26 protein-coding genes are annotated in these 25,746 nt (G+C 64.6%); 12 read left to right on the forward strand and 14 right to left on the reverse strand.

Features of this window, described 5'->3' with window-relative positions:
• Positions 1-15 precede the first annotated feature (15 nt).
• From ACZI8Q_RS00845 to ACZI8Q_RS00860, 4 genes are read left to right on the forward strand one after another with little or no spacing between them, the layout of a single operon-like run.
• Positions 16-246, forward strand: a complete 231-nt coding sequence (locus ACZI8Q_RS00845) for a hypothetical protein (RefSeq protein WP_463371610.1) — start codon at positions 16-18, stop codon at positions 244-246.
• A complete protein-coding gene (locus tag ACZI8Q_RS00850; protein WP_463371611.1) occupies positions 243-1,607 on the forward strand; it encodes a hemolysin family protein in 1,365 nt (454 codons plus the stop codon). Before ACZI8Q_RS00845 ends, ACZI8Q_RS00850 begins: the two co-directional genes overlap by 4 nt.
• Positions 1,600-2,691 (forward strand): hemolysin family protein, encoded by a 1,092-nt coding sequence (locus tag ACZI8Q_RS00855; protein WP_463371612.1) that lies wholly within the window; start codon positions 1,600-1,602, stop codon positions 2,689-2,691. The genes ACZI8Q_RS00850 and ACZI8Q_RS00855 overlap by 8 nt, the downstream gene beginning before the upstream one ends.
• A complete protein-coding gene (locus ACZI8Q_RS00860) occupies positions 2,691-3,578 on the forward strand; it encodes a 3-methyladenine DNA glycosylase (protein WP_463371613.1) in 888 nt (295 codons plus the stop codon). Before ACZI8Q_RS00855 ends, ACZI8Q_RS00860 begins: the two co-directional genes overlap by 1 nt.
• A 29-nt stretch (positions 3,579-3,607) precedes the next feature.
• Here the strand turns inward: ACZI8Q_RS00860 and ACZI8Q_RS00865 are convergent, their stop codons facing one another.
• The gene (locus ACZI8Q_RS00865) at positions 3,608-4,489 is read right to left on the reverse strand and encodes an alpha/beta fold hydrolase (RefSeq protein ID WP_463371614.1); all 882 of its coding nucleotides are present in this window, start codon (positions 4,487-4,489) and stop codon (positions 3,608-3,610) included.
• Between the two features lie 73 nt (positions 4,490-4,562).
• On the opposite strand from ACZI8Q_RS00865, the gene ACZI8Q_RS00870 reads away from it, so the two are divergent.
• Positions 4,563-5,222, forward strand: coding sequence for a TetR/AcrR family transcriptional regulator (locus ACZI8Q_RS00870; RefSeq protein WP_463371615.1), 660 nt, complete (start codon positions 4,563-4,565; stop codon positions 5,220-5,222).
• A gap of 157 nt (positions 5,223-5,379) precedes the next feature.
• On the opposite strand, the gene ACZI8Q_RS00875 is transcribed toward ACZI8Q_RS00870, so the two are convergent.
• On the reverse strand, positions 5,380-6,570 hold the full coding sequence (locus ACZI8Q_RS00875; RefSeq protein ID WP_463371616.1) for a GDSL-type esterase/lipase family protein: 1,191 nt from the start codon (positions 6,568-6,570) through the stop codon (positions 5,380-5,382).
• 134 nt (positions 6,571-6,704) lie between these two features.
• Here ACZI8Q_RS00875 and ACZI8Q_RS00880 point away from each other — a divergent pair, with 134 nt between their 5' ends.
• The 3 genes from ACZI8Q_RS00880 (at position 6,705) to ACZI8Q_RS00890 (ending at position 8,956) form a co-directional block, all read left to right on the forward strand.
• A complete protein-coding gene (locus ACZI8Q_RS00880; RefSeq protein ID WP_463371617.1) occupies positions 6,705-7,274 on the forward strand; it encodes a TetR/AcrR family transcriptional regulator in 570 nt (189 codons plus the stop codon).
• Between the two features lie 152 nt (positions 7,275-7,426).
• The gene (locus ACZI8Q_RS00885; protein ID WP_463371618.1) at positions 7,427-7,879 is read left to right on the forward strand and encodes an SRPBCC family protein; all 453 of its coding nucleotides are present in this window, start codon (positions 7,427-7,429) and stop codon (positions 7,877-7,879) included.
• A 36-nt stretch (positions 7,880-7,915) separates the two neighbouring features.
• Positions 7,916-8,956, forward strand: coding sequence for a nucleoside hydrolase (locus ACZI8Q_RS00890; protein WP_463371619.1), 1,041 nt, complete (start codon positions 7,916-7,918; stop codon positions 8,954-8,956).
• On the opposite strand, the gene meaB is transcribed toward ACZI8Q_RS00890, so the two are convergent.
• Genes meaB through ACZI8Q_RS00905 form a run of 3 tightly spaced genes read right to left on the reverse strand, consistent with a single transcriptional unit; the run spans position 8,945 to position 14,129 of the window.
• The gene (gene meaB / locus ACZI8Q_RS00895; RefSeq protein ID WP_463371620.1) at positions 8,945-9,946 is read right to left on the reverse strand and encodes a methylmalonyl Co-A mutase-associated GTPase MeaB; all 1,002 of its coding nucleotides are present in this window, start codon (positions 9,944-9,946) and stop codon (positions 8,945-8,947) included. The genes ACZI8Q_RS00890 and meaB overlap by 12 nt on opposite strands.
• A 2-nt stretch (positions 9,947-9,948) precedes the next feature.
• Positions 9,949-12,213 carry a methylmalonyl-CoA mutase gene (scpA, locus tag ACZI8Q_RS00900; protein ID WP_463371621.1) on the reverse strand — a complete coding sequence of 755 codons (2,265 nt, stop codon included), beginning with the start codon at positions 12,211-12,213 and terminating at the stop codon, positions 9,949-9,951.
• A complete protein-coding gene (locus ACZI8Q_RS00905; protein WP_463371777.1) occupies positions 12,210-14,129 on the reverse strand; it encodes a methylmalonyl-CoA mutase family protein in 1,920 nt (639 codons plus the stop codon). The genes scpA and ACZI8Q_RS00905 overlap by 4 nt, the downstream gene beginning before the upstream one ends.
• 255 nt (positions 14,130-14,384) lie before the next feature.
• Here ACZI8Q_RS00905 and ACZI8Q_RS00910 point away from each other — a divergent pair, with 255 nt between their 5' ends.
• The 3 genes from ACZI8Q_RS00910 to ACZI8Q_RS00920 all read left to right on the forward strand — a co-directional run bounded on the left by ACZI8Q_RS00910 (position 14,385) and on the right by ACZI8Q_RS00920 (position 16,291).
• Positions 14,385-15,077 (forward strand): TVP38/TMEM64 family protein, encoded by a 693-nt coding sequence (locus tag ACZI8Q_RS00910; protein ID WP_463371622.1) that lies wholly within the window; start codon positions 14,385-14,387, stop codon positions 15,075-15,077.
• Between the two features lie 66 nt (positions 15,078-15,143).
• The gene (locus ACZI8Q_RS00915) at positions 15,144-15,755 is read left to right on the forward strand and encodes a hypothetical protein (RefSeq protein WP_463371623.1); all 612 of its coding nucleotides are present in this window, start codon (positions 15,144-15,146) and stop codon (positions 15,753-15,755) included.
• Positions 15,752-16,291, forward strand: a complete 540-nt coding sequence (locus ACZI8Q_RS00920) for a hypothetical protein (RefSeq protein WP_463371624.1) — start codon at positions 15,752-15,754, stop codon at positions 16,289-16,291. Before ACZI8Q_RS00915 ends, ACZI8Q_RS00920 begins: the two co-directional genes overlap by 4 nt.
• A 42-nt stretch (positions 16,292-16,333) precedes the next feature.
• Here the strand turns inward: ACZI8Q_RS00920 and ACZI8Q_RS00925 are convergent, their stop codons facing one another.
• The 3 genes from ACZI8Q_RS00925 to ACZI8Q_RS00935 are packed head-to-tail and all read right to left on the reverse strand — an operon-like array spanning position 16,334 to position 18,852.
• Positions 16,334-17,572: an SPFH domain-containing protein gene (locus ACZI8Q_RS00925; protein WP_463371625.1), complete on the reverse strand. Its 1,239-nt coding sequence runs from the start codon at positions 17,570-17,572 to the stop codon at positions 16,334-16,336.
• Positions 17,573-18,004: an NfeD family protein gene (locus ACZI8Q_RS00930; RefSeq protein ID WP_463371626.1), complete on the reverse strand. Its 432-nt coding sequence runs from the start codon at positions 18,002-18,004 to the stop codon at positions 17,573-17,575.
• Positions 18,005-18,012: 8 nt separating this feature from the next.
• Positions 18,013-18,852 carry a DUF3097 domain-containing protein gene (locus ACZI8Q_RS00935; RefSeq protein WP_463371627.1) on the reverse strand — a complete coding sequence of 280 codons (840 nt, stop codon included), beginning with the start codon at positions 18,850-18,852 and terminating at the stop codon, positions 18,013-18,015.
• A 66-nt stretch (positions 18,853-18,918) separates the two neighbouring features.
• Between ACZI8Q_RS00935 and ACZI8Q_RS00940 the strand changes: the two genes are divergently transcribed.
• Positions 18,919-19,719 (forward strand): hypothetical protein, encoded by an 801-nt coding sequence (locus tag ACZI8Q_RS00940; RefSeq protein ID WP_463371628.1) that lies wholly within the window; start codon positions 18,919-18,921, stop codon positions 19,717-19,719.
• Here ACZI8Q_RS00940 and ACZI8Q_RS00945 read toward each other — a convergent pair.
• From ACZI8Q_RS00945 to ACZI8Q_RS00970, 6 genes are all read right to left on the reverse strand, one after another.
• A complete protein-coding gene (locus tag ACZI8Q_RS00945) occupies positions 19,685-20,794 on the reverse strand; it encodes a ferrochelatase (RefSeq protein ID WP_463371629.1) in 1,110 nt (369 codons plus the stop codon). The two genes, ACZI8Q_RS00940 and ACZI8Q_RS00945, sit on opposite strands and share 35 nt — an antisense overlap.
• 67 nt (positions 20,795-20,861) lie before the next feature.
• Complete coding sequence (inhA, locus tag ACZI8Q_RS00950; protein ID WP_463371630.1) at positions 20,862-21,659, reverse strand: NADH-dependent enoyl-ACP reductase InhA; 798 nt, start codon at positions 21,657-21,659, stop codon at positions 20,862-20,864.
• 67 nt (positions 21,660-21,726) lie between these two features.
• A complete protein-coding gene (gene fabG1, locus ACZI8Q_RS00955; RefSeq protein WP_463371631.1) occupies positions 21,727-22,473 on the reverse strand; it encodes a 3-oxoacyl-ACP reductase FabG1 in 747 nt (248 codons plus the stop codon).
• Between the two features lie 77 nt (positions 22,474-22,550).
• Positions 22,551-23,531, reverse strand: a complete 981-nt coding sequence (locus tag ACZI8Q_RS00960; protein ID WP_463371632.1) for a VWA domain-containing protein — start codon at positions 23,529-23,531, stop codon at positions 22,551-22,553.
• Positions 23,528-24,541, reverse strand: coding sequence for a DUF58 domain-containing protein (locus ACZI8Q_RS00965; protein ID WP_463371633.1), 1,014 nt, complete (start codon positions 24,539-24,541; stop codon positions 23,528-23,530). The genes ACZI8Q_RS00960 and ACZI8Q_RS00965 overlap by 4 nt, the downstream gene beginning before the upstream one ends.
• A complete protein-coding gene (locus ACZI8Q_RS00970) occupies positions 24,538-25,725 on the reverse strand; it encodes an AAA family ATPase (protein ID WP_463371634.1) in 1,188 nt (395 codons plus the stop codon). Before ACZI8Q_RS00970 ends, ACZI8Q_RS00965 begins: the two co-directional genes overlap by 4 nt.
• Positions 25,726-25,746 lie beyond the last annotated feature (21 nt).

A 25,746-nucleotide genomic window follows, 5' to 3' on the forward strand; every position in this document is an offset into this window, starting at 1 on the left:
ACAGGAAGGAATCAGGTGCCCGCGGCACCCACTTACACAGCGAGTACGGCGCCCGTTGTCGCCGTTTCCGACGGATCCGGTTCGGCCGACGCCGCTACCGGTGCCACCGGTTCGGAGTCCGATTCGGCCGGGGCCGAAGGCTCCTCTACCGAGCCGGGAGACAAACCCGGCGGCCCGAAGTTTCACGTCTCGACCTACTCCCCGACCGTGTCCACCCCGGTCGACCCAGGTGGCGATGAACGATGAACGTCATCATCACCATTCTCAGCCTCATCGGCTTCATCGCCCTCACCGCCGGCACCGCGTTGTTCGTGGCGGCAGAGTTCTCACTCACGGCTCTCGAACGCAGCACCGTGGACGCCGCGGCCCGTGACGGTGACAGACGCTCCAGGCAGGTGCAGCACGCTCACCGCACCCTGTCGTTCCAGCTGTCCGGCGCCCAACTCGGCATCACGATCACCACGTTGATCACCGGCTATCTGGCCGAACCCGTTCTGGCACGATTCATCACCCCGCTTCTCACAGCAGCAGGAATGGGTGAGTCGGCGGCGTCGACCACCTCGTTGATTTCGGCACTCGTGATCGCCACATCGATTTCGATGATCTACGGCGAACTCGTACCGAAGAACCTGGCCATCGCACGGCCGCTCGCTGTTGCCCGCGCCACGTCGGGTTTGCATTCGGCGTTCTCGGCCGTTTTCCGATGGGCTATCAACGGGTTGAACAACACTGCCAATCTGATGGTTCGCAAACTCGGCATCGAACCTGCGGACGAACTCAGCTCGGCCCGGTCACCGCAAGAACTCGGCTCCCTGGTCGAAAACTCCGCACAGCGTGGTTCCATCGACGAAGACACTGCACTGCTGGTCAACCGGTCGCTGCGGTTCGGTGAGCGCTCGGCCGAGGAGCTCATGACCCCGCGCGTGAAGATCGAATCGTTGGCCACCACCGATACGGTCGCCGACCTGATCGACCTCGCCTCACGCACCGGTTTCTCACGTTTTCCGGTGGTCGACGGGGACCTCGACGACACGGTGGGGGTCGTGCACATCAAGCACGCGTTCACGGTGTCCGCGCAGCGACGTCGCACGACCCGGTTGAGCACCCTCGCACAGAAGGTGCCGGTCGTGCCGTCCAGCCTCGACGGCGACTCCGTCATGGAACGAGTGCGGGCCGACGGAATGCAGGTGGCCCTCGTCGTCGACGAATACGGTGGCACCGCGGGTGTCGTCACGATGGAAGACCTCATCGAGGAGATCCTCGGCGAGGTCCGCGACGAACACGACGAACACGAGGTCGACGTCCAACGCGCAGGTGACGGCTGGTCGTGCTCGGGTCTGCTCCGTGTCGACGAAGTCTCGGACACCACCGGGTACGCAGCACCGGAGGGCGATTACGACACTCTCGGTGGCCTCGTGCTCACCCACCTCGGCCGCATTCCCACGGAAGGCGACAGTGTCGAACTTCCGTCGACGGACGGCGGGCGCGACGGCGGCCGTTGGGTCGCGACGGTGACACACATGGATGGGCGACGCATCGACCGCGTGATCTTGACGCCGCTTCCACCGGCGACGGACGAGGCTCAGTCGGGAGTAAGTCATGAATAGCCTTTTCGGTTTCCTGCTGACGTTCGTGTTGCTCGCCGGGAACGCGTTCTTCGTCGGGGCAGAGTTCGCTCTGATCTCTGCACGGCGAGACCGCCTCGAGGCGCTCGTCGCCCAGGGCAAGAAGCGGGCGGTAGCGGTGATCAAGGCAGGGGAAAACCTGTCGTTGATGCTCGCTGCCGCGCAGTTGGGCATCACGATTTGTTCGATTCTCCTGGGCAAGGTGGCAGAACCGGCCATCGCACATCTGCTCGAGGTTCCGTTGCACGCGGTTGGGTTGCCGGACGCGTTCTTGCACCCGGTCTCGTTCGCTGTGGCGATGTCTATCGTCGTGGTTCTGCACATCCTGCTCGGCGAGATGGTTCCCAAGAACATCGCGTTGGCGGGACCGGAGAAAGCGGCGATGTGGTTGGTGCCGGTGCATTTGGCGTTCATCAAGGTCGCACGGCCGCTCATTGCGTTCTACAACGTGGCGGCCAACCTCACCCTGAGGATGTTCCGCGTCGAACCCAAGGACGAACTGGACGTGACGGTCTCGACTGTGGAGTTGTCCGAGATGATCGGCGAGTCACGGTCCGAGGGTCTGATCGATGCCGAGGAACATCGCCGCCTCACTCAGGCCCTGGAAACCGCCGATCGCACGGTCGGTGAGGTGATGATCCCGCTCGCGCAGGTTCGAACCGTGCCGACGGTCGAGGGCGGAACCCTCCTCGGCGACGTCGAGCAGGCTGTGATCGAGACGGGGTACTCGAGATACCCCGTGTGCGGTGGTGACGGACTTCCGATCGGATACCTGCACCTCAAGGATGTGCTGGACGACATTCTCGACGAGTCCGCCGGACCGAAAACGGTGATCCCGACTTCCGATATTCGCCCGCTTCCACGGCTGTCCTCGGCGGCATCGATGGCCGACGCGCTGGCAGGGTTGCGGCGCGCCAGCGCCCACCTCGGTGCCGTGTTCGCCCCTTCGACGAGAGCTGTCGTGGGAATCATCGCCCTCGAAGATCTCGTCGAGGAGTACGTCGGCACCGTTCGGGACGGAACGCACCGAGTCAAGGGTGTGAACCCCGGAAAGAGCACGGCCTGATGCTTCGAGACCCCACTGCCACCCTGATTCTGGACGAAGACGATTGGACCGATCGCCGTCGGCGTCATCGGGACAGGGTGGCAGCGGCTATCGAGCCGATCGTTGCCCGGCGGGCGGCGGGCAAGCCGCACCCGGTGCACGATTTCTTGTTCACCTACTACAGCTATCGCCCCACCCAGCTGCGCCGCTGGCATCCAGGATTCGGTGTGGCCCTTGCCGGTGACAACGCACACGGCTACCTGCGATACGGGGGCTACACCACTGTGGGCGGAGTCGTCACCGTCGGCGAGGAAATGCTCGAGAAGCGGTTGCCCACCGTGCGCTTCGTCCACGATCTCCTCCGGGCAACCGCGTCCCGCTCATCGAATCTCGGCTGCTTCGGCCTCCACGAATGGGCGATGGTGTACCGGGCGGACGACGGGATCAGACACGAACAGGTGCCGCTGCGCCTCGGACGTAACGGCACCGACGCAGTCGTCGAGTCCATGAACCTGCGTTGCACCCACTACGACGCGTTCCGCTTCTTCACCGACGATGCCGTTCCCCGTAACGCACTCCCCCTCGACCGTGCCGGCCAGATCGACAGGGAGCAACCAGGCTGCCTGCACGCCGGCATGGACTTGTACAAGTGGGCGTACAAGTTGGCGCCGCTCGTCGATTCCGAGTTGATCATGGACTGCTTCGAACATGCTTTGCGCACCCGTGAGCTCGACATGCGCGCGAGCCCATACGATCTCGCCGACCACGGCTACCAGCCGATCGCCATCGAAACCCCTTCAGGTCGCGCGGAGTACGTCCGACGACAGACCGAACTTGCGGACCTCGCGTCAGTCCTGCGAACCCGGCTGATGGACCGCTGCGGGGAGCTGCTTCGAAGTAGGCTCTGATAGCAGTGTCCGCCACCGCCATGCCGGGTTCACGACCGAATCGAATCATGACTGTCGGTGAACCCGAGGAACCGCGGAATTACCTGCTCGGGGTTCGCCCACAACAGATCGTGCCCGACCCCGGGGTAGATCTCCGTCTCGGCCGACGGAATATGCTTACGGGCGCGAGCAGCGCCCGGTTCCGGGTCGGAGACCACGGTGTCGGCACCGAAGAGCACCAGGCTTGGCACGGCGATCGCGGACAGTTGTTCGTCGCTGAATTTCTGGTCCCACGGCATCCCCATGCGGAACTTCCCCGCCGTTATTGCCAGGGTCAGTTCGTCGTCAGTCATCTCGAAGCCCGGCATCAGCCACCGGCTGTGCTTCCGCATCCGTTCAGTAGTAGGCCGCAATCCCGCTGCAATGAACTTCAGCAATAGACCGGCGCTTGGCTTTGCGAAGGTCGAGGCGCTCGGTTCGATCATTGTCAGACTCGCCAAGCGATCGGAGCGGTGGACCGCCACCGCTCCTGCCAGCCACGCACCCAGCGAGTTTCCAGCCAGATGGACACGACTCTCACCCAGGCTGTCCAGCACCTCACTCATCCACGTAGCAATATCTTCCGCGCCCCGCAGTGGTGCTGTCTGTACACAACGCCCGGCCCAGCCGATCACGTCCGGGGTGTACACGACGTGATCCCGCGTCAGATCCTCGATGAATCGATACCACACCTGTCCACTGCCCCCGATGCCCGGCAGCAGCACGATCGGCACGCCCTCCCCCGTACCGGATCTACGCACACGCGTGGTCCCGAAAGATGTTTCGACATCGACATTCGTCGACGGAACCGGCCACTTCGCGGCCACGGTGTCGTATGCGTGCTGGAAATCCGCCTTCGCTTCGTCACTGGTGAATCGCCCGATCTTCGGCACTGTCATCCTCCTCGAGACTTTGTTGATATGACCGTACCATCTAAACGATATACGCGTACCATAAAGGGCTCGAATGTCAGAGAGAGGCGGCGAGACCGTGCCACGATTGGTCGACCACGAACTGCGGCAACGCCAGATCACCGACGCCGTCCGACGCGTCATCGTCAGGGGTGGCCTGCAAGCTGTGACTTTTCAATCGGTGGCGGCCGAGGCGGGGATCTCGATTCGGTTGGTGCAGTACTACTTCGGCACGAAGAGGGAGTTCTTGCTGGCGACCCACCGCTCGGTGATGGAAGACGCCGGCGCCCGCTTCACACAAAGGTGGACCGCGCTCGGGGACGACTCCACGCCTCGTGAAGCGATCCGTGCCGTGCTGGCCGAACTTCTCCCACTCGACAACCAACGGCGAGAAGAAGTCATCGTGCTCGGCGCCTTCGCTTGGGCAGCGATCGCCGGAGACGGGATCACCGGAGAGGAAACTTTTGCCGCACCAAGGGCTTTGACCACCATCGTCTCCGACCAACTTCGGCGAGCCCAGAGCCTGGACACGCCCCCGTCAGATGACCCCGACCGCGACGCCGAACTCATCACCATGGCAACCGGGGGGCTCGCCCACAGCATGCTTCAAGGTTACGGCACCACGCAGTCGGCGATCGAACTCCTCGATCACCTCCTCGATCGGGTGCTGGCCCCGTACCGCCGGCGTCCGAACAGCCCGACCAGCAGCAGGTGACCGAAAGGCCTGGACCGACTCCACCGACATGCCCCGAGGACGTCGTCGAAACCCCTTCGGGTCGCGCGGAGTACGTCCGACGACAGACCGAACTTGCGGACCTCGCATCACATCTGCGGACACGGCTCGCGGACCGTTGCAGCGCGCTCCTCCAAGGCTAGGAGCCGACCGAGGCGGGCGCAAAGGCGCCGTTGGCGGTGAATGCGCGCTTGGCGAAACGTTCACCGATGATGCGATGGGTCGCAGCGTCGGGGTGAAGTTGATCCGGTAACGGCAGCTCCGCGTGGTCGGCTTCGCCGTAGAGCTCGCACCCGTCGAGATAGTGCAGATGGGGATCGTCCTTCCCCCTCCGCGCCACGATCCGCGCCAACTCCTCCCGGATGGTGCGCAACGTCAGCTTTCCGGATGCACGTTCCTCGGGATCGCCGGTGGCAACGAATCGCAGCTCTCCCCTACCCAGCGCTTCGACGTCGAATGCGCCCGGACCCGGTGTGTCCTCGTGAATGGGGCAATGAATGGGCGAGACAACCAACAGTGGTGTGGTGGGGTGACCGTCGCGGATGGTGTCGAGGAAACCGTTCACCGCCGGGACGAACGCCCGCAAACGCATCACGTCGGTATTGACCAGATTGATGCCTATCTTGACGCTGATCAGGTCGGCGGGGGTGTCGCGCAGTGCGCGGGCGGTGAACGGATCGAGCAAGGCACTGCCGCCCAGCCCCAAATTGATCAACTCCACGCCTCCGCCGGACGCGGCGAGCGCCGGCCAAATGGTGGACGGGCTGGCGGCGTCGGAGCCGTGACTGATCGAACTGCCGTGATGCAGCCACACCCGTCGCCCCTCCTCTGGCACGGGTTCGATCACGGCGTTGGTACGCAATTCGACCAATTCGGTGATCTCGTTGTGCGGCAACCAGATCTCGACCTTCTTGGTGCGATCGGGCAGGTCCCCGAAACGGACGGTACCTACAGGCCCGTCTTGCCGACGCACCGTTCCCGTCGCCAGGTCGATGGTCAGCGTATTGCCGCCCGGAGCACTCGCGCGACCGACCAACTCACCGTCGACACGCAGGTCGTACGCTCCGTCGGGTCGCGGCGGAGCCCCTGTGTAGATCCGCCTGGTGGGCAGCGTGTCGAGTTCGATGGTCGTCGCCCGGGTCCGGAAGGCCAACCGCACACCGGACGGTTGCGCCTCCGCCATCGCCAATTGACCGTCGGCGCATTGCTCGCGCGCGCGAACGGGCAGGCGGTGCGGCAGTATGCCGCGCTCGGTGCGTTCGAGTTCGAGGGCGCCTCGCAGCAGGCGCTCGTTGATGGCAGACGTAAACCATTGGGTTGGGCTGTGCATGGGTTTCACCTGTATCCAGTGTGTGGGCATCGCGGCCGCGGTGGTCGGCACGGACACCGCGGCTATACCCTATAGTAAATTGCCTACACCGCATAGGCTAATCGAGCGGTGACCGACGAGTTGGGAATCGAGACATGGCACGTGTGGGACTGACACCGGAACGACTCACTCTGACGGGGGCGGAGCTGGCCGACGAGGCCGGATTCGAGCAGGTGACGGTTTCCGCAGTCGCCCGGCAATTCGACGTCAAGGCAGCAAGCCTGTATTCCCACGTCAAGAGCACCCACGACCTCAGAACCAGGATTGCGCTACTCGCCCTGGAAGAGATGGCAGACCAGGGCGCCCACGCCGTGGCCGGCCGCTCCGGCCGCGACGCCTTGATCGCCTTCGCGAACGTCTACCGCAACTACGCGAGGGTGCACCCCGGCCGGTACACCGCGTCTCGGATGAATCTCGATCCGGAGACGGCGGCCGCCAGTGCAGGCATCAGGCATGCCCACATGATGCGAGCGATCCTGCGGGGGTACGACATCACCGAACCAGACCAGACTCATGCAGTTCGACTGTTGGGCAGCATCTTCCACGGCTACGCCAGCTTGGAGGCAGGGGGAGGTTTCAGTCACAGCGCCCCCGATTCCGAGGCCAGCTGGACACGAATCCTCGACGTCCTGGACTCCACGCTGTCCAACTGGCCCACCCTCTGACACCAGATCACCTGTTTGGTCGGCGGGCTCGGGATTCCAGACAGGCTGATGGGTTCCTCCGTAGTACTCGCGAGCGATCAGGCGAATACTTCTCGGGCACTACGGCGACCCCCCCAGAATGGAAGCGTGATTCCTTCCGGCAAGGAGTAGACATGAATCATCACGAAGACCCTTCCATTGTCTGCCCGCCCGATCTGTCGACCCGCCCGCTGAGCGCGGCCGCCGAGCGGTCCGTGTCCGCAGCGCCCCCGGCGGCATACCGCGCTTGGACCGAGCGGTTCGACTCGTGGTTCGCGCATCCTGGGTCGGTCCTGATGACACCCAAGGTCAACGCTCCGTTCTTCTTCGAGACCGTTTATCGGGACACCCGCGCACCGCACTACGGCCGTTTCCTGCGCCTGCATCGTTCTCGACTCGTCGAGATGACCTGGATGAACTCGGGGACCGACGGGGCAGAGACCGTCGTCACCGTCGAGTTGACCCCCGAGGGCACCGGCACCCACATTCGACTGACGCACACCGGATTCCCCAGCGAGGACACCCGCAGCGCGCACGAGGCGGCCTGGCCTCTGGTTCTGGAGCAGTTCGACCAGCGCGTGACCTAACTGACCCGCTCAGCACCGTTCAGGCAGTATGGACCTGTGACGCTCGAAACCCGCACGCGTGTGATTCTCGACGTCGATACCGGCATCGACGACTCGTTGGCGCTGCTCTACCTGCTCGCCAGCCCCGAGGCGGAGATTCTGGGCATCGCTTGTACCGCCGGAAACGTACCTGTCGAACAGGTTGCGGCCAACAATTTGAACTGGCTGGATCTGTGTTCGGCGCCCGATATCGAAGTTGCGGTAGGTGCTCGGGTACCGCTCGAGTGTCCGCTGCGCACCACGGAGGACACCCATGGCCCGCAGGGAATCGGTCACGCTGTCCTCCCCACCTCGCAGCGTCGACTGTCCGATCGCGACGCCACCGCGCTCTGGGTGAACCTGGTGCGCGAGCATCCCGGTGAGGTGGTCGGCCTGGTGACCGGGCCACTGACCAACCTTGCTCTCGCGCTTCGGGAGGAGCCCCGACTCCCCCAGTTTCTGCATCGCCTCGTGGTGATGGGCGGTGCGTTCAACCATCCCGGCAACACCACCCCCACGACCGAATGGAACATCTCGGTCGATCCGGAAGCCGCGAAGGAAGTATTCGACGCCTTCTCCGACCTGCCGGAGGGTCGCCGGCCGATTCTGTGCGGGCTGGATGTCACCGAAACGATCGAGATGCGCCCCGAGCATCTAAGGCGACTGGCAGACGCCGCCGGGAGTAGCCCCACCGAGATCGTATCTCCCGCCGACACTTCGGAGACTCGCTCGACCGCAGACAACACGGTGATCCGGCACCTCTCCGATGCGATTCGGTTCTACATGGACTTCCACCGAACCCACGACCAGGGATTCCTCGCGCACATGCACGACCCCTTCGCTGCCGCAGTGGCCTTGGATCCGACGATCGTGCGCACCCGCCCGGCCACAGTCGACGTAGAACTGCACGGTCGCCTCACGCGCGGCACCACAGTGGCCGATTGGGCACGGCACTGGAATCGTGAGCCCAATGTGGACATTGCCGTGGCCACCGACCCCGCGAAGTTCTTCGACGATCTCATCGACCGCGTAGGTCGATTCGCGAAATCAGTCGGCTGACGCGGTCGAACCGTCGAAGGCATCCAGAATCTCGGCAGCAGCCAGGGCCGCGGTGAGTGACCCGTCCCGCACCTGCTGTTCTACTTTCGCCTTGATCTCCCCAACCTGTGGATTCGACGAAAGCCTGCGCAGCACCTGGTCGTTGACCATGGTCCACGTCCACTCCACCTGTTGGCGGCGGCGATTCTCCTCGAACATTCCCGCCGCCTCGAGAACCTCCCGGTGCTTTCGGACGGTGTCCCAGAACTCTTCGAGACCTACTCCTTCGAGTCCGCTCATGGTGAGGACCGGGGGAACCCAGACGGCGTCGTGCGGATGGATCAGGTGGAGTGCACCCGCAAGCTCGCGGGCAGCGCCTTTCGCTTCACGCTCGTGTTTGCCGTCGGCCTTGTTCACGGCCACGAGGTCGGCCAGTTCGAGGACACCCTTCTTGATGCCCTGCAACTGATCGCCGGTCCGCGCCAGCGTGAGGAAGCAGAAACTGTCCACCATGTTCGCCACGGTCACCTCGGATTGTCCGACACCGACGGTTTCGACGAGAATCACGTCGAAACCGGCGGCCTCGAGCAGAACGATCGACTCTCGGGTGGCTTTCGCCACGCCGCCGAGAGTGCCCGACGTGGGTGACGGCCTGATGTACGCGTTCTTCTCGGCGGTGAGGCGGCCCATGCGGGTCTTGTCGCCGAGGATCGAACCCCCTGTCCGCGTCGACGACGGGTCGACCGCGAGAACGGCAACGCGGTGCCCCTTCTCGATCAGATACATTCCGAGCGCATCGATGAAGGTCGATTTTCCGACGCCCGGAACGCCGGTGATCCCCACCCGGTGGGCATTACCGGCTTCGGGCAGTAGGTCGAGCAGAAGCTGCTGAGCCGCGTCGCGATGATCGGTTCTGGAGGATTCGAGGAGGGTGATCGCCCTCGCCAACCCGGCACGCTCGTTGGCGCGTACCGCTCGGGCGAGGGCAACGATATCGACTGGTCGTCCCATCGTCAGTCCGTGATACCGCTCGAGTCGTGTCCGAGCTGAGCAGACAACTTCTCGAGCAGACCGGTGGCGGCATCGGCGATCACCGTTCCCGGTGGGAAGATCGCCGCCGCACCCGCCTCGTACAACTCGTCGAAGTCTCCTGGCGGGATGACGCCGCCGACCACGATCATGATGTCCGGGCGTCCCACCTGCGCCAAAGCTTTGCGCAGTGCGGGCACCAGCGTGAGATGGCCGGCCGCCAGCGAGGACACGCCGACGACGTGCACGTCGTTGTCGGCAGCCTGAGCGGCAACCTCCTCCGGTGTCTGGAACAACGGTCCGACGTCCACGTCGAATCCGATGTCGGCGAATGCGGTGGCAATCACCTTCTGGCCGCGGTCGTGGCCGTCCTGTCCCATCTTGGCGATGAGCACACGCGGACGGCGACCCTCGTCCTCCGCGAACTTCTCGACGAGATCTGTTGCCTTGGTGATGTTGTCGGCCTTCCCTGCTTCATCGCGATACACGCCGCTGATGGTCCGAATCTCGGCCTGATGTCGACCGTAGACCTTTTCCAGGGCCTCCGAGATCTCACCGACCGTCGCCTTGGCACGGGCAGCATCGACGGCAAGAGCGAGGAGGTTGTCGTCCATGCCCCCGTTCGTCTCACCAGCAGCGCGGGTGAGATTCGCAAGTGCCGCCTCCACAGCATCCGAATCGCGCTCCGCCCGCAGCTTGTCGAGCTTTTCGAGCTGCTCTTTGCGCACTCGCGAGTTCTCGACCTTGAGGACCTCGATCTGGTCCTCTTCGTCGGGAATGTACTTGTTCACGCCCACCAGCGGTTGGCGTCCGGAGTCGATGCGGGCCTGCGTGCGGGCAGCGGCTTCTTCGATACGCAGCTTGGGAATGCCCTCACTGATCGCTTGCGCCATGCCGCCGGCTTCCTCGACCTCGGCAATATGCGCCCGCGCCTTGTCGGCCAACTGGTGCGTGAGCCACTCGACGTAGTGCGATCCACCCCACGGGTCGATCGGGCGTACCGTTCCCGACTCCTGCTGCAGCAACAGCTGCGTGTTTCGGGCGATACGGGCGGAGAAGTCGGTCGGTAGCGCGAGTGCTTCGTCGAGGGCGTTGGTGTGCAGGGACTGAGTGTGGCCCTGCGTGGCTGCCATTGCCTCGACACACGTCCGTGAGACATTGTTGTACACGTCCTGCGCGGTGAGCGACCATCCCGACGTTTGCGAGTGAGTGCGCAGCGACAGCGATTTCGCGGTCTTGGGCTCGAACTTCGCGACGAGCTCGCTCCACAGGAGCCGGCCGGCACGCAGCTTGGCGACCTCCATGAAGAAATTCATTCCGATGGCCCAGAAGAACGACAGGCGCGGCGCGAACTTGTCGATCTCCATTCCGGCGTCGAGACCGGCACGAATGTATTCGACACCATCGGCGAGCGTGTACGCGAGCTCCAGATCCGCTGTGGCTCCGGCCTCTTGGATGTGATATCCCGAAATCGAGATGGAGTTGAACTTGGGCATCTTCGCGCTGGTGTAGGCAAAGATGTCCGAGATGATCCGCATGGACGGCTTGGGTGGATAGATGTAGGTGTTGCGGACCATGAACTCCTTCAGAATGTCGTTCTGAATGGTTCCGGCCAGCTGTTCGGGCGCGACACCCTGCTCCTCGGCGGCCACCACGTACAGCGCCAGGATCGGCAGCACGGCGCCGTTCATTGTCATCGACACGCTGACCTTGTCGAGCGGAATGTGGTCGAACAGCTGGCGCATGTCGAGGATGGAGTCGATCGCCACACCGGCCATACCGACGTCACCCTGCACACGCGGGTGGTCCGAGTCGTAGCCGCGGTGCGTGGCGAGGTCGAACGCCACCGACAGACCCTTCTGTCCGGCGGCGAGATTGCGCCGGTAGAAGGCGTTGGACTCTGCCGCCGTGGAGAAGCCCGCGTACTGACGAATCGTCCACGGCTGATTGACGTACATGGTCGGGTAAGGGCCACGCAGATACGGCGCGGCCCCGGGGAAGCTGCCCAGCGGGTATCCCTCGGCGGCGACGGAATCCCGGTCCGCTTTCGTGTACACGGGCTTGACGTCGATCCCCTCGGGAGTCGACCAGACAACCTGCTCCGGCGAATACTGATGCGCCGCAGCCGCCTCGCGGACGAACGATTCGGACCGATCCGCCGTCGGCGCCTCCGGGGACGGCGAGTGCGGGTCGACCAACGGTACGTCGGCGAAACTGCCGATCGCGTGCTTTACGTCGCGTGTGGTCACTTGTTGCTCCCTGTATCGCTGGTGGAGCCCGTATCGCTGGTAGGGGCACCGAGAGTGTCGAGAAGGTCCGCGAGCACCGTGACCGCATCGATCTTGGCCGTCACGAATCCGTCCGGGCGTTGGTTCGACTCGATATCGGCGAAGAGCCTTTCCCGGCCGGCGAGAAGGACGGTGCCGACGCCCGCCCTCCGCAACTCATCGACAGCGGCGACCGCCTCGTCGTCGTAACGCTTGTCGGTACCGCACAGCAGTGCGACGGTGGCGCCCGCGCTCTCCACTGCACCGGAGATGCTTCCGGTACCGATACTCAACGGCCCGGGATCGACCGCCTCGATACCACCGGCGGCAAGCAGATTGGTACTGAACGTAGTGCGGACATTGTGTTCCGCCACCGGGCCGAGGGGAGCAAGAAGAACCTTCGGCCGTACGCCGTGCGCGGCGAGATGGGCGTCGGAACGGTCGCGAAGGCGCTCGAAGGCCGCTGCGTAGCGCGCAACAGACGGGTCCTGGTCGGCCGCTCCGGGGGGTAGAGGTGCCTCGGCCAGGTTCGGGAATTCGTTGACGCCCGTAACCGTCGTCGCACGGTGGGCGATGTCGCGCTCACGGGTTGTGCGGGTCGCTCCGATCCGCGCAGAGACGAGTCCCGATTCGGAGGCTGCTGCGTATCCGCCCGCCGCCTCGATTTCCTGGAAGAACTCCCACGCCTTCTGCGCGATCTGCTGTGTGAGGTCCTCGACATACCAGGAGCCACCGGCCGGGTCGATGACTCGCCCCAGATGGGATTCTTCGAGGAGAAGCAGCTGAGTGTTGCGAGCAACCCTCGAGGCGAACGACTTCGACACCCCCGGCGCCCCGCCGGGTAGGGCCGAGTCGAAAGGGAGCACTGTCACGGCATCTGCGCCACCGACGCCAGCACCGAAAGCGGCGAGCGTGGTGCGCAACATGTTCACCCATGGGTCGCGCTGCGCCATCATGGCGGCAGAGGTCACGGCGTGCTGCGGGGCATTGCCGGCGTCGGGGGCGCCACAAGCCTCGGCGATACGCGCCCAGACGATTCTGGCCGCACGGAACTTCGCAATGGTCTGAAACTGATCGTCGGTGGCAGCCAACCGGAAGCCCAACTGACCCAGCGCCTCCGAGATCGTCAGATCACGACCGGTCAAGGTCCGAAGATATTCGACGCCGGCCGCGATCGTGGTGCCGAGTTCCTCCGAGTCGGACGCGCCCGCGTTGTGGAAGACCGTTCCGTCGACCGTGATCGCCCGCACCTGCTCGGAGCGTGCCGCCGCACCGACCGCAAGGGTTGCCGCCGTCTCCAGGTCCACATCGGCACGTCCGGCGTACTCGCTCGTCAGTGGTGCGGCACCGAGATTCACCCGGACGGCGCGTCGATCGGTGACACCGTCTCCGGCTGCTGCGCGGGCATCGAGCAGCGAGTACAGGGCGTCGGTCACCTCGGCGATGGCAGAGCCGGAATCGAGCGTCAACGGGGCGAGATCCAAGTACACGCCCTCGAGAATCCGAGCGAGTGAAGCCGCGTCTGCGGTGCGAAGCCAGATTGCGCTCACACCGTTCGCCAGCGAATCGAGTAGCGCGGTGTTGACATTCGCTGGGTCGTCTTGCTCCTGACCGAAGGCGGTTGCGACCAGCCAACCGACGTTGACGTCTCTCGTGGCGTCGCCGCCCCGGACGTACGGATGTGTGCCGGGTAGCGGAGGCTCCGGAAGCTCGTCACGCGGACTGTAGAGCGGCGAAAGCGTCACACCGTCGTAGGTGACGGTGTCGAGGAGCTTCTGAGGTTCGTCTCCAAGTTCGGCCGCTTCGACGCGGCGTGTCTTGGCGAGAACGCCCGCTACGCCCTGTTGCCACTTCTCGTAGGCACGAGCATCATCGTCTGTTACCGAAGCTGGTGACACGTTCTGCGCTTGTGACACAGTGTCGGCTTCCTCTCCGTCGTGGGTCGGCGGTGGCGAATCACAGCCGTGGAGCTGTCGAAATCGAGATCTTTGCTGTGATGCTAGCCGCATCACATTCGGCGCCATCATGAGGATCTGCTCATGTTGCATTCGGCGTGGTAGATCCCCCTTCTGGAACCGTGCTACCCACCTCGTCATCGAAGGGTGTTTCGTCGTCGAAGTCGCGGATAGACCCAGCAGGTAATCTGTTCTACCGTGACCAAACGCCTCGGTGACCGCAGGCTGATCGGCAGCGTAGTCCTCGTGGCCGCCCTCTTCCTCGTGGTCGTATTCGTGCCACTCCCCTCTGTGCTACAGATTCGGGAGTGGGCCGACTCGGTGGGGCCGATGTTCCCCACCGTCTTCTTCGTGATTCATGCGCTGGTGACGGTGCTTCCCTTCCCACGAACAGTCTTCACGCTGAGTGCCGGACTCCTGTTCGGTGCATGGTGGGGCGTCACGTTGGCGGTGGGCGCCTCTGCCGTGAGCGCGATCGTCGCCTTGTACATCGTTCGGGCCGTCGGTCGCGACGCGGTTTGGCAGCGCATCTCGAGCCCCTCCGTGCGGCGAGTGGACGAACGTATCGCGCAACGCGGCTGGCTTGCGGTCGGCTCGTTGCGACTCATCGCGTTCGTGCCGTTTTCGGTGCTCAACTACTGCTGTGGCGTCTCCTCCATCCGGTTGGTTCCCTACGTCGTCGCCACCGTGATCGGCACTTTGCCGGGCACGATCGGAATGGTGGTACTCGGCGATGCACTGACGGGAGATACGAATCCGGCCATGCTGGCGGTGTCGGCTGTGTGCATTGCGGTGGGGATTCTCGGATTGGTGATCGATACCAAACGTCCGGTGAGGACTGCCGCTGTGGAGGTTCCCACCCCACCGAGCATCAGTTCAGTCAAGGTTTGAAACTTGATTACCAATAGTCAAGTCAAGAGCATTGACTCTGCAAGATCTAGTTTGTAGCCTTTACTCATGTTCGTTCTCACTGTCGACCAACGAGGCAGTCGCCGCGACGTCGACCGAGTTCAGGATCTTGTGGACGCCATGAACTCCACGTACCCGGATGCCGGTCATGAAGGCGGTGCAGGACTCCTCCGACCCTTTCAGCGCACAGCCGGCGACGAGGTTCAAGCCGTGGTCGCAGACGCACGCAGTGTGGTGGATATCGCGGTGGATCTGGTGGAACGCCAGAACTGGAGTGTCGGAATCGGGGTGGGATCCGTCCAGCACCCCCTCCCCGAAGAAACGCGCGCAGGACGCGGACCGGCGTTCGAAGCAGCCCGTCTCGCTGTCGAACGCGCCAAGGGCACGCCGGGGCGCATTGCCGTCGAAAGCGACGACCCCGATGCCGCCGCAGACGCCGACACTGCGCTCACATTCGTTTCCGTGCTGGTGGCACGCAGATCGAACGAGGGCCGCGAGGCGGTCGGTCGCGTACGCCGCGGCCTTACCCAGACCGAGACCGCGCGGGCGCTCGACATCAGCAAACAGGCGGTATCGCAACGCCTGTCCACAGCAGGCTGGCAACTCGAGGTCGCGGGCCGACGGCTGGCCGAACGACTCCTGAACAAGGCGGACTCATGATTGTTCTCTCGCTCGCCGCACTGGGCATCGCAGCGTTGTCGCCATTCGCCCTCACTGCACGGGCACCGGCATGGGTCTCCCCCGTCGTGGCCACTGCCGCACTCGCAACCTCCGCCCTGGCGGCAACCGCAGTCGAACCTGTCACGGGAGTCGCACTCGCCGCCACTCTCGTCCTGTGTGTCACCGCCGCCGCTACCGGTGGAGGGCCGCTGGTACTGGCCGCCTTCAAGCTCGCCCGTCGGCAGTCGGACACAGGAAACCCGACACCCATCACCGGACTCATGACCACCGAACCCGCGAGCGTTCCCCGCCTGCGCGGTGGTCGCATCATCGGACTGCTCGAACGCATAGCCGTAGCGGTCTCTGTTCTCGCGGCTTGGCCCGAGGGCATTGCCGTGGTTCTGGCGGTCAAAGGCCTCGCCCGGTACCCGGAACTTCGCGAACTTCACGCCTCGGAGCAGTTCATCATCGGCACGTTCACCAGTGTCCTCTGGGCCCTTGCCGTGTGCGGAACAGGCAGGGCCCTGATCACGTAGCGCGATCAGGGCCCTGTCGTACGAGCTGCTCCGCCGACTCGCCTACTGCTGCGTCGGATTCTCGTGATGCTCGGGAGGCGCCTGAACTCCGAACTGGGGCTGATCTTGCCGAGGCGGCAGCTGCCCCTGCCCGGGCTGTTCGGTGGCAGCCGAAGCCCGAGTCGACGAACGCCGCTTCAACGGGTCGGTAACCGGCTGGCGCGCAACATCTTCCGCAGCGCGGACGGCCTGTGCGATCGCCGGGTCGGACTTGGTCTCGAACCACTCCGCCACTTCTTCGGAATCGTCTTCCGGCTTCGGTGCATCGTCGTTCGACGTCGACGGCTCGTACCGAAACACCCCATCGTCGCCGGGTGCACCGAGGGTCTTGGCGAATCCCTTGAGAGCGTCACCGAAATCGCTCGGTACCAGCCAGACCTTGTTCGCATCGCCCTGTGCCATCTCGGGCAGGGTCTGGAGGTACTGGTAGGCAAGCAGTTCGGGTGTGGGCTTCCCGGACTTGATTGCGGCAAAGACCTTCTCGATAGCCTTGGCTTCACCCTGCGCTTGCAGGTATTTCGCCGCTCGATCACCCTGAGCCCGCAGAATCTGCGATTGCCGTTCACCTTCTGCGTCCAGAATCGACGCCTGCTTGGCGCCCTCTGCCTCGAGGATGCGGCTCTGCTTGTCACCCTCGGCCGTCTTGATCGCCGATTCGCGATGCCCCTCGGCGGTCAAGATCATTGCGCGCTTCTCGCGATCTGCCTTCATCTGCTTTTCCATCGAATCCTGAATGGACGGCGGCGGATCGATGCTCTTGAGCTCCACACGCGCAACGCGAAGGCCCCAGCGGCCTGTCGCCTCGTCGAGGACGACCCGAAGCTGACCGTTGATCGAATCACGCGATGTGAGCGTTTCCTCCAGGGTCATCCCGCCGACCACGTTGCGCAGCGTCGTCGTGGTCAACTGTTCCACCGCCGCGATGTAGTTGCTGATCTCGTAGACCGCTGCCTGCGGGTTGGTGACCCGGAAGTACACCACGGTGTCGATCGACAACGTCAGGTTGTCCTGGGTGATCACGGCCTGCGGCGCGAACGACACGACACGCTCACGCAGGTCCACCTTGGCGCGGATGCGATCCACGAACGGAATGAGAAAGGTCAGCTGCCCGGACGCGGTCCGGGCGTACCGGCCCAGTCGCTCGATCACTGCCGCTTCCGCCTGCGGCACCAGAGCCACCGACTTCGCCACCACTACGGCAACGAACAACACGAGCACGACAAGCACTATGAGTGCTTCCATCTAAGGTCCCCTCCATACGACGGCTGTTGCGCCGTCAATTTCCATAACGGTCACGGTCGATCCCCGCGGGTAGACCTCGGTGGTGTCCAGGGGTCGTGCGGTCCATACCTCACCGTCCAACTTCACCTGGCCTTCGTGCATCCCCACCTCTTCGAGAACCAACGCCTGCTTTCCCTCCAGTGCGTCGATACCCGTCGGGAGCGCCGGCGGGTTCGCAAACCGACGCAGCAGCATCGGACGTACCACCACCAGAAGTCCGATGGACACGATCGCGAAGACGATCGCATCCCCCCATACCGGGAAATCGGTGACTGCACTCACGCCTGCCGCCGAGAGCGCGCCGCCCGCGAGCATCAGAAGAAAGAAATCTCCGGTCAACACTTCCGCTGCGGCGAGAAACACCCCCGCTACCAACCAAATCAATGCAGCCACAACACCATCTAACCAGAATCACCAGAATCGACGGTGACGAAGTCCACGAGCTGCTCCACAGCACCGATCAGGGGTGCCTCGAGGTCCCGGAACGTGTTCACCGCCGAGTACACGCGGCGCCACCCATCCCGGGGATTTCCCCAGCCCAGATGGTCGCACACGCCTGTTTTCCAGTCGATTCCTCGCGGAATCTTCGGCCATTCGTCGATTCCGACTGCCGACGGGCGAACTGCTTCCCACACGTCGATGAAGGGGTGTCCGGTCACGAGCACATTCGGTCCCAGTCCCGTCGTCAGTGCCGATTCCTTCGACCCGGTTACCAGATGATCGACCAACACGCCGACGCGTCGACCGGGTCCTGGACGAAACTCCGCCAGACGCTCGGCCAGGTTGTCCAGTCCCTCGAGATGCTCGACGACGACCCCTTCGACCCGTAGATCGTGCCCCCACACTCGCTCGACGAGCGCAGCATCGTGGACTCCCTCCACCCAGATGCGACTGGCTCGCGCAGTACGTGCCCGCATTCCCTCCACTCGGGTGGAACCCGACGCGGAACGGGTGGAACGCGCGGCGGCCGGCCGAGCTGCCGGCTTCGTCAGCGTCACCGGTGTGCCGTCGATGAGAAAGGCCGCTTCACGCATGGCGAAGATTCGGGTACGACGTCCAGCATCCTCGAGGCGCACGAAGTCACCGTCGTACGTTTTCTCGAAGCCGACGACGGCACCGCAGAAGCCCGTGGCAGCATCCTCCACCACGAGGTCGCGTTCCGCGGCCACCGTGGGAGCAGGGGCCTTCCGTTTGCGCGGGTGCCCCGCGAAGATGTCGCCGTATCTGTCGCCTCGGGTCATGGCCGACCACGCTATGTCAGCTCGATGTTCGCCACACGCCGCCACGCCGACATATGCTCGATGATCGTGACCTCCCCGAGCGCAACTCTGACTGTGTGGGCCGGTTCCTGGCTTCACGGCAGAACGGCACCAGACGACGTCATCGACGCCCTGCACGAATGGGCGCCGATGCATCTGGTGCGCGCGGGTGATGCCGTGACCGCCGGCCGTACGGGGCTACCCTGGCCGGATCCTCAGAATTCGGGTGCCGCGGCGCTGCTGCACACTCTTCGTCGCGACCACGGCGCGGACTCCGGTCTTCGTCTCGTGCTACCCGAGCCAGGGGACGTCCGGGGGTTGCCCGGAGGAACACCGTTCGCGACGGCGGCCGTCGCCGCGGGCGAAGGCATCCTCGTCGGCAAGCCGGGCACGACCGGCACCGGACTGGTCCCCACCCGAGAAGGGCCGGACGTGCTGCGGTGGACCGCGTTCACCGTCTCCGACATTCCGCTCGATACGCACGAGCTCCCGCTCGGTGAGGCCGAGTACCTGATGCGGGAAGCGACCAGGGAAGCCGCCGAGGCGATCACTCGGCTGCAGGCTGTCGCGAAGGCCACTGCAGACCCACGCGACACGATCGCCGAGGCGCTGGCCCACGTCACCCGGCACCGCTACCCTGACTCCACCTCGTCGCGTGCTCTTCGAGTTCTCGATTCGGCGGATCGTGTGCAGGCGATTCTGGTCGCCGCAGAGCGCTTGTCGCCGGTCGACCCGCTCAGCACCGGAGCGGGCACGCTCACCGAGGTGTTGCGTCCGTTACGGTCCTCGGTGCTCCGGGCGCGCGCCGCCGCCGTCAATTCGACGACGAAGGCCGTCCAGTCGTTCTGAGGGGCGGCGCGCAGCAGCCGCTCCCGCACGGCAAGCCGTTGGCGGTTGCGCCGAGCAGCGGTTCCCGGCCCAGGCGCCGCGGCGGACCTCCGGCACGGTGCTCGTCGACCAGCTCGCGAACCATGCGCGCGAATCGCTCGTCGGTTCCTGGGGTGGCGACCCGCGCGAGTTCCATGCCGAGGTCGCCCGCCTTGTCCGCGGCCTCGGTGTCGAGGTCCCACACCACTTCGAGGTGATCCGACACGAATCCGACCGGGCACACGATCACGGCCGCCGTGTTCTGCTCCGCGAGCACGTCGAGATGATCGCAGATGTCCGGTTCGAGCCACGGAATGTGTGGCGGGCCGGACCGGGACTGCCACACCAGATCGAAGTCGGCGATTCCGACCGCATCAGCGACGAGAGCAGCAGCCTCCGACACCTGTCGGCTGTACAGCCGCCCTCCCGAGTCGATCGGGCCGGCCGCCACGTCGGCCGAGACGGGCACCGAATGTGCGGTGAAGACCAGCCGCGCTCCGTCACGGACGTCGGACGACAAGCCCCGACGGGCGGCGCGAACTGCGTCGGCGAACGCTGCGATGAGCAGTGGATGATCGTAGTACTGCCGCAGCTTCGTCAACTCGGGTGCGCCTTCGCCCACCGCTTCCCGAGCACGGACGATGTCCTCGTGATACTGACGGCATCCCGAGTATCCGCCCCATGCCGAGGTGGGAAACACCAGGGCCGATCGGACCCCGTCCGAGCGCATTCGTGCCACGGTGTCCTCGACCATGGGGTGCCAGTTCCGGTTGCCGAAGTAGACCGGCACATTCGTTGCAGCACCGGCGAACTCTGACTCGATGCGTTCGATGATGTCGCGGTTCAACCGGTTGATCGGCGAAACTCCCCCGAAATGCATGTAGTGCTCGACCACGGCGTCGAGTCGTTCGGGTGGCACCCCCCTACCCCGGGTGACATTCTCCAGGAAGGGCCGCACGTCCTCGGGCTTCTCGGGCCCCCCGAACGACAACACCAGGAGTGCGTCGACACCGAGTCCGTGCTTGTCGACTCGACCCGGTGCGGGCGTGGCGTTCATGCCGTCCATCTCCTGAGTGCTGTCGCTGCGGGGGTGAGAGTTCGGGTCCGAGATGCTCGAGCCTCGCTCAGCCCGCCATGGCGTGGGCGCCACCGTCCACGTAGACGATCGAGGCGGTGGTGGCGGGCAGCCAGTCCGAGAGCACCGTGCAGACGGTCTTGGCCACGGGTTCCGGGTCGTCCACGTTCCAGCCGATGGGGGCGCGCTCGTCCCATGCCGCGTTGAGCTTGTTCATCTCGTCGGCCGGTCCCGTCGCAGTCCCGGCGATCGCCTTTGCCGCCAGAGTCTTGATCGGGCCCGCAGCGACCAGGTTGGATCGGATGCCGCGGCCGCCGACCTCCTTCGCCACGAAACGGTTGACCGATTCGAGGGTGGCCTTCGATACGCCCATCCAGTTGTAGAACGGGACCGCGCGCGCCGGGTCGAAGTCCATGCCGACGATCGACGCGTTGTCGTTGAGGACCGGAAGCAGTGCCTTCGCCAATGCGGCGTAAGAGTATGCCGATACCTCCAGCGCCTGGGCGACATCGGTCCAGGGGGCGTCGAGGAACGGGTTGCCCAGGCACGAACGCGGCGCGAATGCAATGGAGTGCACGACGCCGTCGATCCCCTGCGGGGCGACTTCACGAACACGCTCGGCGAGCGCGGCGAGATCGTCCTCGTCCTGGACGTTGAGCGAAATGGCAGGCTTGACCGGTTGCGGAAGGCGCTGCGCGATCCGGTCGATGAGCCGGAGCCGATCGAATCCGGTGATGATCACATTGGCGCCCTGCTCCTGCGCGACCCGTGCCGTGTGAAACGCGATCGACGAGTCCGTGATGATGCCGGTGACGAGAATGGTCTTTCCCTCGAGCAGTCCGCCCATGAGGTCCTCCTGTGATGAGATGAAGTCGGTCAATTGCTGGTGTGTACGTCGCGGCCGAGCCGACGGGTCAGTGACCCATACCCATTCCGCCGTCGACGGGAATGACGGCACCCGAGACGTACGCTGAATCGTCCGAGGCAAGGAAGCTGATCACTGCCGCGACGTCTTCCGGTTGGCCGAGGCGCTGCAGCGGGATGAAGTCGCGTGCCATATCGCGGTACTTGTCGTCGAGTTCGGCGGTCATGTCGGTTTCGATGAACCCCGGTGCGACGACGTTGGCCGTGATCGAACGTGAGCCGAGTTCTCGTGTGATCGAGCGCGCCATACCGACGACACCTGCCTTCGAGGCCGCGTAGTTGATCTGCCCCGGACCACCACCGAAACCGACGACCGAACCCAGGAAGATCATCCGGCCCCAGCGAGCGCGCAGCATCGAGCGGTTGGCGCGCTTCGCGACGCGGAATGCGCCGGTGAGGTTGGCATCGAGAACACGAGTGAACTGCTCCTCCGTCATGCGCATGAGCAGTGTGTCGTCGGTGATGCCGGCATTGGCCACCACGACCTCGACCGCACCCTGGTGCTCCTCGATTTCCTTGAAGGCGCGATCGATCGACTCTGTATCGGTGACATCGCACTGCACGCCGAACAATCCGTCCGGGGCACCGGACCCACGGTGCGTCACGGCAACCTTGTGCCCGTCCGCTGCCAACCTTTGCGCGACGGCCAGGCCGATCCCGCGGTTACCACCGGTGACGAGAACCGAGCGTGGATTGGCCACGACTCGTGCGGCGCCGTTCGTTTCTGCTTGAGACATGCGATAAACCTATCTGGTCAATTTCCGGACTGTGCTGCGGACAAGTGCTGTGAGAACTACCGAGGCGGAACGGCTGATCAGGGTACGCGTTGACGAAAAACGAGCCCGAGAGCCAGCCCGGCGGTGGCGAACAGAACCCCGAGAACGATCCACGGACGGCTGGCGTCACCCCTGATGGTTTCGAAACCGATCTGCTCCTCGAGAGTGTCGTACACGTCCCGCAGTTCCTCGAGGCTCGACGCCGTGAAGAAGCTGCCACCGGACAGCTCCGCGATCTTGCGGAGCGACGGGTCGTCGACCGGAACACCGATTCGTTGCCCCTCGATGACGACATAGCCGTTCCTGGTGCCGAATGAGATGGTCGAGATCGGGACACCCTTGTCCGCGGCTTTCCGAGCAGCGGTGAATCCACCACGCGGATCGTCCGGGTATTCCGGAACGGTTTGCTTGCCGTCCGAGAGCAACACGATGCGCGCGGGTGGCACGTCGTCGCCACCGCCGAGGACCGCCGAAAGCGTGTCGATGGACTGAAGCGACGTGAAGATCGCTTCGCCGGTCGCCGTACGCTCACTGAGTTGCAGGTTGTCGATCGCCGCCTTGGTCGCGTCCCGGTTGGTGGTCGGCGACACCAGCACGGAAGCGGTGCCCGCGAAGGCGACCAGGCCGAGATTGATACCCGGTGTGAGGCCTTCGGCGAACGACTTCGCCGCATCTTGTGCAGCGGCCAGACGGTTCGGGTCGACATCCTTTGCCTGCATCGACAACGACACGTCGATCACCAGGATCACCGTCGCCCGATTGCGGGGGACCCGCTTGTCGTCCGTCGGACCTGCCAGGGCCACTGTGAAGAAGACCAACGACATCACCAGCAGCAGAGCTGGAATGTGCCGCCACCGGCCCGGCCGCGACGGTGCAACCTTCTCGAGCAGCGCGAAGTTGGTGAAGCGCAGCGTGTGCTTGTGGCGTTGGCGCTGTACCCACAGATAGGCGACGACAAGCGCTGCGACAACCAGGAGGAACAGCAGCCACCATGGGTTCGCGAACTGCGAAAGACTCATCTGCGCGACCCCTGACGTGTCTGCGAACCCTGACTCCCGTGCGAACCCTGACTCATGGCTGTGCCGAGACTGTGCTTACGGGCCGCGACGAACCGGACCACGTCCGCGATCCAGTCACGGTCCGTCTCGAGCGACAGCAGCGGCGCCCCACAACGACGCAGCGCCTGAGCGACATCCGCATTGTGCTGCGCCGCTGCCGCTGCGAAGTCGGCACGCAACTGCGCAGTGGTGGTGAACTCGCGTGTTCTGCCGGACTCGGGATCGTGGAGCACCACGTCACCGACATTCGGAAGTTCCAGATCACGCGGATCGAGAACTTGCACCCCGAGCACGTCGTGGCGGCCGGAGATGGCGCGTAGCGACCGCTCCCAGTCGATCGGCCCGAGAAAGTCGCTGATCACGACCGCCAGCCCACGTCGGCGCTGAGGACGGCGCAAGGATTCGATCGCGCCCCGCAGATCACCCCGCACGCCGTCCGGCGCATGGGGTGTGGTGGCGATCTGTCTCAGCATGGCCTGCGCATTCATGCGCCCTCCGCGCGCCGGGATCCGAACCGACTGCGCACCGGTGGACACGATCGCGCCGATACGATTCCCGCCTGCACTGGTGAGATGAGTGATCGCCGCCGCAGCCGCAACAGCGAGATCACGCTTCTGGCATCCTGTCGTGCCGAAGTCGAGGCTGCCGGACAGGTCCACGACCAGCCAGGTTTCCAGCTCCCTGTCCGCGACCGACTGCCGCACGTGCGGATGCGTGGTTCGAGCGGTGACAGACCAGTCCATTTGGCGGACGTCGTCTCCGGGCTGATACTCACGGGCATCGCCCGGCTCCGACCCAGGACCTGGGATGAGCCCGAGGTGATCACCGTGCAGAACGCCGTCCAACCTGCGCCTGACCGTCAGTTCGAGGGTTCGCAGCGCAGCCGACAACTGCGGGTCACGAAGGTCCCCGGAACGAAACGACGGAGGTTGCGACCCTTTGCTGCCCGTTCCGGTCGCGCGCGCACTCACCGCTGCTGGCTCAGCGCCGCGGATTCTGCGTTGGGCACCGCTTGACCGCCGGGGGCCGCGGGCGCGCCGGCGGGGTTCGGAGTCGGTTGTGCGGCGATCTGCGGGAGACCGACTGTCTGCAGGACACGCTGAATCACGTCGTCTGGTGACACTTCGTCGGCAAGCGCGTCGTAGGACAGCACGAGACGATGACGTAGGACGTCGGGGACGACCTCGAGAACGTCCTGGGGTACGACGTAGTCGCGTCCACGCAGAAGCGCCAGCGCACGCGCCGAGGCGATGATGCCGAGGGTGGCACGAGGCGATGCGCCGTACGCGATCCACCCGTCCACGTCCTGCAGCCCGAATTCGACGGGAGTGCGCGTCGCCGAGATCATCCTCACCACGTAGTCGACGAGAGCGTGGTGAACGAACACCTGGCTGGCCACCTTTTGGAGGCGGACCAATTCGTCGGGCCCGAGAATCTGGTGCGGCTCGGGCGCGGCCACACCCATCCGGTAGACGATTTCGCGTTCTTCCTCGACAGACGGGTAGTCGACCAGGATCTTGAACAGGAACCGGTCACGCTGTGCCTCGGGCAGGGGGTAGACCCCTTCGTTCTCGATCGGGTTCTGGGTCGCCATCACGAGGAACGGGTCGGGCATGTCGAACCTCTTGCCACCGATCGTGACGTGACGCTCTGCCATGACTTCGAGCAACGCGGACTGCACCTTTGCAGGCGCACGGTTGATCTCGTCGGCCAGCACGAAGTTCGCGACCACCGGGCCGAGTTCGGTGTCGAATTCTTCGCGGCCCTGGCGATAGATTCGCGTACCGATGAGGTCGGTCGGCACGAGGTCCGGGGTGAATTGAACGCGCGAGAACGTGCCGCCGACAACTTTCGCGAACGTTTCCACGGCGAGGGTCTTGGCTACGCCTGGTACTCCCTCGAGCAGAACATGCCCCTTGGCCAGCAGACCGACCAGAATGCGTTCCACCAACCGGTCCTGACCGACGATGACACGCTTGACCTCGTAAATCGCGCGCTCGAGCGTCTGCACGTCGTTCGCGAGACTCTGCGACGGCACTACCGGAGCGGGCTGTGCCGCGGAGCCGTTCGTCGCTTCGGAGGTTGCGGGCTTGCCCGTCGAACCGGGCGTCTTCTGCCCCGAACCTGCTGCTCGCGCGTCGTCACGTGAGGTCACCAAGAATCCACCGCTTTCACC

The sequence above is a fragment of the Rhodococcus quanlei genome (assembly GCF_055231015.1).